The following is a 9,351-nucleotide window of genomic DNA, read 5'->3' on the forward strand; positions in this document are numbered from 1 at the left end:
ATTATTATAGGTTTTTCTATTCAAGATATGTATTTTGTTTGCATAAAACTTATTGCTTATGCTTATTAAAGAAAAGGAGTAAACAAGAAAAGTTCAGAAAATTGTATTGTCTGAGTCTGATAGGGATTTCTTTCAACCTCATAAAACAAAGGTGATATCATAGTTTTCATGGTTTTCTTTAACGGTTACGATAAAATAGCGCTCATTGATTTTTCAATCGACTTTTAGTTTTTTAAAGGGATATTTTTACCAGTTGAAAGCGCGATATTTTGTCGTCTTGAGTTTTTTTAACTCATTTTCTCAAAGAGAAATGTTAGCAGTGTGTATTGGTAGAGAAGAATAGGGGAGAGATAAAAAGGCAGCACATTGTGCTGCCTTTTTGTTAAATTGAATAGAATGAATAAGCTATTTTTACAGCCTTGCTTTTAAAACTGATAGCGCATGCCGCCTGAAAAACTTGCACCACTTATACCCGTTTTCTGAAGCTTTTGTTGATAGCTTACATCACCATGAAGGGAGAAATTGTGAGATAGTTGTGCATTGATGCCAACGCCGCCTTCAATTGCAGGGCCCATAGGATCAAGGTCAAAGTCTCTACCAATATGAATGGTACCATCATCACCAAAAGTTTTGATCAAGTTTACTTTTCCATAGAAAGACATAGGACGGCTGTTTTCAGTGGAAATGGTTTTTGTCAAACGTCCACCAACACGGATTAACCATTGAGAAGGATTGTTCATATCAATGGTAAAATTATCAGCATCTTCAATGGTGTTAAACATCAAATGTTGATAAGCAATTTGTGCTTGTGGCTCAAATGTTAAACCTTCCATTCCGGTTGCAAATTCTTTGCCAATAGTGGTGGAGATACTCAACATTTTGGCATTTTTCAATTTTGCGGTATTTCCTCTGATGGCATTGCCGATATCTCCTTTTAGAATTCCATAGGATAGCAGTGTATCCATATAGAAACCACTGTCATGCTGCATGCTGCCATAGGCAGTGAGAGACCATTTATCTAAGGTGCTTTTACTTGCATCCTGCATCTCTTTTGGAGTGAAAGATAGTCGCCCATAGGTGCCTACAAGACCGAAATGTGTCGTGGTATTTTGCCCTTCAATTGCTGCTAATGTGACACCGGCTTGGAGAGCAGCATAGCGGATATCAGCGCCATAACCATATTTGAGAGGACCACGTTCAGAAGATAAGGTTCCTGTGCTTCCGTAAGTGTAGAGGAAGAAACCGGTTTGTTTTTCCTCTTCTTTTCCTAAGACAGATGTTCTCATTGTGGCTAAAAGTGCATTTTGTTTAGCTATATCGGTTAGCCCACTGTAGAAGAGAGCATTTGGCATGACTAAGTAACTGGCCGTTTGTGCTACAGGGACGATCACACTTGGACCAGAACCAGAATCCGTTTCAATAATTTCTTTATGTAAGCGGAAATCCCAGAAATTTTCATTCTTTTCATCAAACAGATTTTGTGCAACATCGGCTTGTCCGTGGCTTGACTCTGGTCCATAAGCCGTTAGCGTATATTTATAAGGTAAACGACCTCTTGTGGTGTAGCCGTTTACAAGTTTGAAAGAGTCTTCCTGTGCTTTTCCAGAGACTTGAATGAGTGAAAGTCCACCTATATTGGAAGGATCAGAGGCATTTATTACACTACTTTCATCCCCTGTATCGCTTTTGATATAAACTGTTGTGGAGCCTAAGACATCACCGTGGATCAGAAGTCTATCGGTTTTTTGATCGGCACTTGCTACGCCATCACTCCAAGCAATGTTGAAGTAAATCTTTGCGTCTCCAGAGGCGTTGTAGACTGCTTGCGTATCTGGTTTACCAGATCCTATATGCAATGTGTGATAATGATCGTCTACCAGTCCATCAAAAACAATAGAACTGTTGTTGAGATTAAGTACAGAAACATCAGAACGTGATCTTTGAGCAATATCAAGCAGATTGCCATCATCATCTTTTTCTTTTGTACTGGTCTTTAGTGTCCATGTTGTATTGTTTTTCAGATCAAAGTGTACATTTCTGTCTTTAGCAATATTTGCTCTGCCTTCTAAAGTAGACTGATCTGCGCTTAAGGTGAAGGTGCCGTTGGAGATCTCGGTAATATCATCTTCTTCCCAAAAGCTTTTTTCTTTCGTAAAAAGACCATCTCCTAACAATACATCAGCATGGATTTCTGAATTTTTGAGATTGACTGTACCGATTGATAAAGTTGGAATATCTTCCATGTTTGTGTTAGTGAAACCTCCAACAAAAATTCCAGTACCATTTTCAGCGTGAACATCTGCATTGGTCAAATTGATTTCACTGCTTTGATATTTTTGAGGTACATCTGATTTAATATTATAGAGAGCTATAAATTGCAAACCAGAAACTCCTGCTGTTAGAGAAGCATTCTGGACATCAATATGTCCGTTAAATGCCGCCCATAGTGCAACTTTTTTTGCATCTATTTTATTTTTTATTGCATTCTGTGCTGCTCCAATATCACCATTAATCATCTTAATCGTGCTATTATTCGCTGCTGTGAGACCAACATCAAAATTTTGAATGATTGTTTTACCATTTAATTCGATTGCACTATCAGACTCCGCAACGTTTACACCAACGGTCATTGTTTTACTTTCACCACCGGTTATAATTAAATCTCCGCTAATGATTTTACTTCCACCGTCTGCATAAAAACCTTCATCGACATTTTGAATGGTTGTTTTGCCCATTAACCTAACTTCACTACCAGAGTCCGATGTCCATATACCAGTGCGTTCGTTGTCGGGGCCTTCAAGTGCTTCACCACCGATTATTGTTAAATCTTTGCTGGTGATTTTTCCACCGTCAACTGCTCCAAGGCCGCTCAAAGTATTATTAATTATTGTATCACCATGCAATTGAATTGTGCTGTCGCCACTTACAAATGCACCGCTTCCTTTTCCCTCTGTTGTTAAAGCAACATCTGTGGCATCAATATGCCCTCCGTTTATTGCGAATAACGCTGTTTCGTTCGCGGCTACGGATCCTCCCATCATTATGATCTTAGATCCTGAACCGTCTGCAAGGAGTCCTCCGCCATTAGATGATGTAATGTTAGCATTGTTTTTTAAGATAATCGTACTGCTGGCTTCGGCGCTTCCTCCTACATCACGTCCATGAAATGATCCTCCTGAGATTGTTATTGTTGAGTGATCATTTGCAACTATACTGGCGGCTGCCTGAGTCACTTTTACATTATTTAAAACAACGGTACTTTTGTCTGCTCTTATTCCAAAGTTTAGTAGCGCATCGTCTTTACTATTCGATATCTTCACACCTTCTAGCTTGTTTTCACCGCTGTTACTGTTTAAGAAGCCGGCACCAACTAGAGAAGTTTTAATGGTTCCTCCAGTCATTTTTATTGCGCCACCATCGTTTGTTGTAAGTCCAATTTCACTATTACTAATCGTTGTTCCTTCAAGCAATTCAACTACACTGCCTTCGCCATTAGAAAATACACCAGACGATATATCGTCGTCATCTAGAGATACATCTGTAACATTTAGAGACACATTTGTGACCGTAATATGTCCGCCATTTTCAGCAACCAATGCATTACCTTTCCCCGTGACGGTTCCTCCCGTCATGCTGATGGTGGAGTTTGAACTGTTTGCATAGAGTCCAACGTTATCAGATGATGTAATGTTTGCATTGTTGGTTAAAGTGATGGCGCTGCCGTTTTGAGCAGATATTGTTGTATTTTGTGCATGAAATGATCCTCCTGAGGCTGTTATTGTCGAGTGATCATCTGCAACTAAGGCATTGGTTGCTTGCATGATGGTTACATCTTTTAAAGTGATGATACTGTTTTGGTCTGCTATTACTCCCAAGCTCAGTGGCGCATCGTCTTTACCACTTGATATTGTCACACCTTCTAGTCTGTTTTCATTGCTGCTGCTGCTTGAGAAGTCAGCACCAACTATAGAAGCTGTAATGGTTCCTCCAGTCATGTTGACTGCACCACCATTGTTTGCTGTAAGCCCAGTTCCACTACCACTAATCGTTGTTTTTTCAAGAAAAATCACACTGTTTGCGCCATTAGAAAATACACCAGATGACTTATCGCTATCATTTGTTTTTAGGGTAACATCTGTAACAGTAATATGGCCACCATCTTCAGCAGCCAAAGCACTAACTTGCCCAGTGACAGAGCCTCCCGTCATTGTGATGGTAGATTTTAAGCTTTCAGCATAGAGTCCAAAGCTCTCAGATGAAGTAATTTTTGCACCGTTTGTTAAAGTGATGGCGCTGCCGTTTTGAGCAGATATTGTTGCACCTTTTGCATTAAATAATCCTCCCGAGATTGTTATTGTCGAATCATGATCTGCAACTAAGGCATTGGTTGCTTGCATGACGGTTGCATCTTTTAAAGTGACGGTACTTTTATCTGCTTTTATTCCAAAGTTCAGTGGCGTATCGTCTTTACCACTCGATATTATCACATTTTCTAGTTTGTTTTCACGACTGTTACTGTTTAAGAATCCAGCACCAGCTGCAGAAGCTGTAATGGTTCCCCCAATCATCTTGATTGCGCCATCATTTTGTACTGCAAGCCCGATTGCACTACCACTAATTGTTGTCTTTCCAAGCAATTCAATTACACTATTTGCGCCATTAGAAAATACACCAGATGACGTATCGCTATCATTTGTTTTTAGGGTAACATCTGTAACAGTAATATGGCCACCATCTTCAGCAGCCAAAGCACTCCCTTTTCCCGTGACGTTTCCTTCTATCATTGTGATGGAGGAGTTTGAACCTTTTGCATAGAATCCAACATCACCAGACGATGTAATTTTTGCACCGTTTGTTAAAATGATGCTGCCGCCGTTTTGAGCAGATATTGTTGCATTTTTTGCATCAAATGATCCTCCTAAGACTGTTATTGTAGAATTATCTACAACTATAGCATTACTTGCTTGAGACACTATTATGTTTTCTAAAGTAACAGCGCTGTTTTTGTCTGCCATTATCCCAGCGATTAGCGGCATATCATCTTTATCACTCGATATGGTCACATTTTCTAGTCTGTTTTCACGGCTGTTACTGTTAGAGAAAAGAGCACCAGCTGCAGAAACTGTAATGGTTCCCCCAGTCATCTTGATTACACCACCGTTTTGTGCTTGAAGCCCGACGGCACTATCACTAATCGTTGTCTTTCCAAGTAATTCAATCATGCTACCAAGATCATCAGAAGCTACACCAAGTCCATCACCATTTGTTTTTAGGGTGACATCTGTAACAGTAATATGACCACCGTATGTTGTCGTTACTGCTTCCTCTTTCGCTGTGATGCTCCCTCCTGTCATTTCGATGATGGACTTTGAACCTTCCGCATAGAGTCCAGCATCATTATATGATGTAATTTTTGCACCGCCAGTTAAAGTGATGTTGCCGCCGTTTTGAGCAAATATTGTTGCTGTTTCTGCATCAAATGATCCTCCTAAGACTTTTACTGTGGAATCATATGCATCTATGGCAGTTTGTGCTTGCGTCACTGTTACATTATTTAAAGTGACATTACTGTTAGTTGCCTTGATTCCATTGATTAGTGGCGCATCATCTTTCCCACTTGATGTCACTACATCTTTCAGTTCGTTTTCTTTGCTCTTGCTATCCAAAAAGAATGCACCAACTTTGGACGCTGTAATGCTTCCCCCAGTCATTGCGATTGCGCCACTTTCTTGTGTTTTTAACCCGATTGTAGCATCATTGATCGTTGTATCAGACAATTCAATCACACTGTTTTCACCTTGCGACAATGCGCCGAATCCACTCTCAATTTTAGTACCCTTATTAGATGTATCAGGGTTATCCCCTTCTGTAGTAGGTGCACTTGTGGTATCTCCCTTTGCTGTTAGAGTACCACCCGTGACTTTAATATGACCACCGTCGTTTGTATACAATGCTGCGTCTTTTCCAGTTACGCTTCCCCCAGTCATTTTTATGGTGGTATTTTCATCATCGGCATGGAGTCCGTTACCATTAGATGAGGTAATGTTAGTACCGCCATCTACAGTAATGGTGGTGCCGCCCATAGCATATACGCCATCCATTTTACCTTCGAATGATCCTCCAGATACGATAACTTGAGAAACAACATCCGCAAGTATACCAGTTTCTGCTTGCTTAACAGTTACATTTTCTAAAGTGATTAAACTTTCGTTGTTTATTTCTATTCCAAGGAGTGATGATGCTTCATTTTTATTATCTGATATCACTACATTTTGCAGTATATTTCTACTATTCTTACTACCATCAATATAAACGCCGGTTTGAGAAGCTGTAATGTTTCCCCCAGTCAGGTTGATGTTAGCGCTGTCTTTTACAGAAACACCGAAACGAACATCAGAATCAGTGCCTTGAATATTTAAGCCATTTAATTCAAGCGCACTGTTAGCTCCTTCAACTGTTACAACATATTTATCGCTACCTGTGTCTGTATTTGTGTTTTCATTTCCAGTTACATTTACAGTACTGCCGGTGATTTTTCCTTTGTCTTTTACATAAATAGTCTCGTACGTTTTTCCGGATATATCTTTTTCTTCGTTGGCAACGCTAAGAGTTTCAGCATGTGCAGTGAACTGGATGTTGAATAGGATGATAGCAGTCGCAGCCGTGCATGATAAAAGGGATGTTTTATACACCAGTATTCTCCTTATGAGAGCCCCCAAATATTCATTTCCCCGCAAACTTCATAAGAAGAAGTGAAAATGGATAGTTGTTATTAATTTCGATAATTATTTTTATTTGGTAAGACATTTTTGGTTTTTTGTCAAAATTAAAAAATAAATAATATTAAATTTGTATGAATTTACATTTAATACACAATGTATTTTTACTTATTTATATTATATGAATAATAAATATTATTATAATAATTACATAATTTATATTATTTTTTATAAAGTAATAATATTATTATGTAATATTTATGCATTTTTATAGCTTATCAAAGTGAGTTATGACGGTAATACTCAAACATTGTTGCTAGCACTGTTGATTATTTATACCTTATTTATCATAGTATTCTAATATATTTGATCTTAATATCCAAAGGAGTTAGGTGCTCTAGTATAAGAATACATTTTTTCTCCTGTTGGGGATATTTTAATAGTATACGAACACTTGCTAGGTTTCTGATAAATGCCTAGTTTTTGATAAGCTGTTGATATATCAATGGCATTTGAGAGGGGCAGAGCTTATAAATCTCAATCAATTAAAGTGCTTGAAGTTGAAGGCTTGAAACTGATGGTTCTTTGATATCATTAAAGTGCGCCTTCATTGAAGAATAACCGCTTTCATTATTTTGAATTTTTGACACATTTTTGACAAGAAAATCTAAAAAAATTGCTTCTGAGGAATTTTTTATAAAAAAATATATAACGTTTTTATGGTGATAGGTTTATGAGATATAAAGTTGAATTGGTAATCACCGTGATTGCTTTTACTCTCTCTGGTTGTTTTAATCTTGATTCTGAAAAGTTAAGAAGGGACAATAGGCTTTATCATGATGCATTCATGGATTGGTCTATGAAAGAAAAGTCTCTTGCAAAAAATTATACTGCTATCATCATGGCTGATCCGCAACCGTGGCGTTTAAACTCTGGTGATGCCAATGGAATATCAAACAGAGAGCCGTGGTTAAAGATAAATGAGCAGGTTGCTGGCGTGATAAAAGCGCACAAGGCCGCGTTCCATATTGTCAATGGTGATCTGACGGAGTTTGGACAACAACAAAACTATGATGATTATGAAAATGTTTATAAAACTTTTGGAGCACCTGTCTATGAGGGGCTAGGGAATCACGATTATGCCAATAATGTTGGTAATTGTACAAATCCTCAAGAATTCAGTTTTTACAAAGATGCTTGTGCTATAAGTGCAGTTTCAAGAATGGTATCGGAAATCAAAAAATACCGTAGTCAATTATCGCATTTCAATGCAGATGTTACTGAAAGTTTGGTTCCCATTTCGGGTGGAAATATTCGCTCGATAAGGGGGAGTTTGAGTTATTCTTGGGATTATGGAGATGTTCACTATGTGCAGCTTCACAATTATCCAAGCTATACGGTTCGTTTGATGGGACAGTCTATGCAGGTGCAAATCAATAAATCTTTAGATTGGCTTAGGAACGATTTAGCTGCTGCTGATGCAAGAGGTAAAGTGACAATCATTAATTTTCATGATGCGCGTGCTGCTTCCATTGATGGTGAATCCTTTTTTATTCGTAAAAAGAATGCTAAAGATTTGTCGGTCTTTAAGTCAATTATTACCTCTCATAATGTTAAAGCAATCTTCGTGGGTCATACGCATTATCAGTCTTATTGCCGTGCGAAAAATGATAAGGTTTTTGGAAATATCCCTATCTATACAGCTGGTGCGCTTTTTAATGGAGATTATTACCTCATAGATGTGAAAGGAAAGACCATTCGCGTTAAAGCCTATAATGGAGAAATAGGAAAACCGCTTTTAATTAAAGATCTTGGTGTTATAGGGAAAGACACCCAATTTTCTGAAAGTTGCAGTAAGTTATAATAGGATTTTTCCTCTTTGTTTTAAAGCATGAGAAAAAAAGTATATTGTGTGTGCGTGTGGACTTGAAGAAGCGATGGGGGGGTTTAAGTTTCACTTAGAAATAGAATGAAAAATCAGAAATCTTTTTTCAAAGATGATAAGATTTCAGGTTATGCGCTATAAGTGGAATAGTTTAATGTAAACGGAGCTTTAATACAAAGCGAAATAATGGTTTGTTATTCTATTAGTTTGTTGCAGTATAATTATCAAATTATGCCCTTTGTTAGAGATTTATAATACCTACTCATTTGCAACTCTTTTTTTCATAAGAAAAGCTTTTTGTTTTGATCAATTTTTTATTTATAATCTTCAAACAATTGATGTTTTGTGATGCTGTATAATTTCTCTTAATTAACCGTATGAACTTTTAGTTGTATTACAATTTTATCTTCTTCTTTTATACGTAAGTAAATAGATACAATAATACGATACAAATATTAGAGTCTGTTTATAGCGGTTATGGTCTCATGCAATTATCCTTAGATGACTCTCACATGTCTTGGCAGTTTTATCTTTGCTTTGAGAGAAGTGTAAAAAGGGCATTTTAAGAAGTTTCAGTTTAGAAAGAGCTTTTTTGTCCGCGAAAAGCTCTCTGAGTGTGCTAGGGCAAGTATGGAACAAGCCGGAGAAGATTTAGCAAGTTGGATTGTTAATGGTTTTATGGGCACCATCTCACAATTGACGGATTTTTGTAAATCTTTACCTCACCGCATTAAGGGGTGGATTGGG

At 37.7% G+C, this 9,351-nt stretch carries 2 protein-coding genes; one reads left to right on the plus strand and one right to left on the minus strand.

Annotation, left to right across the window (positions count from 1 at the left end; translation table 11 throughout):
- Nucleotides 1-425: 425 nt before the first annotated feature.
- Nucleotides 426-3,713 carry an autotransporter outer membrane beta-barrel domain-containing protein gene (locus ACFIKU_RS06465; protein ID WP_404977420.1) on the minus strand — a complete coding sequence of 1,096 codons (3,288 nt, stop codon included), beginning with the start codon at nucleotides 3,711-3,713 and terminating at the stop codon, nucleotides 426-428.
- Between the two features lie 3,739 nt (nucleotides 3,714-7,452).
- On the opposite strand from ACFIKU_RS06465, the gene ACFIKU_RS06470 reads away from it, so the two are divergent.
- A complete protein-coding gene (locus ACFIKU_RS06470) occupies nucleotides 7,453-8,583 on the plus strand; it encodes a metallophosphoesterase (RefSeq protein ID WP_375657012.1) in 1,131 nt (376 codons plus the stop codon).
- The last annotated feature ends 768 nt before the right edge of the window (nucleotides 8,584-9,351 follow it).

Source organism: Bartonella sp. CM120XJJH (assembly GCF_042194715.1).
GTDB lineage: Bacteria > Pseudomonadota > Alphaproteobacteria > Rhizobiales > Rhizobiaceae > Bartonella.

Coding starts and splice junctions, on each gene's coding strand:
- ACFIKU_RS06470 (WP_375657012.1), top strand. CDS start 7,453: ATGAGATATAAAGTTGAATTGGTAATCACCGTGATTGCTTTTACTCTC.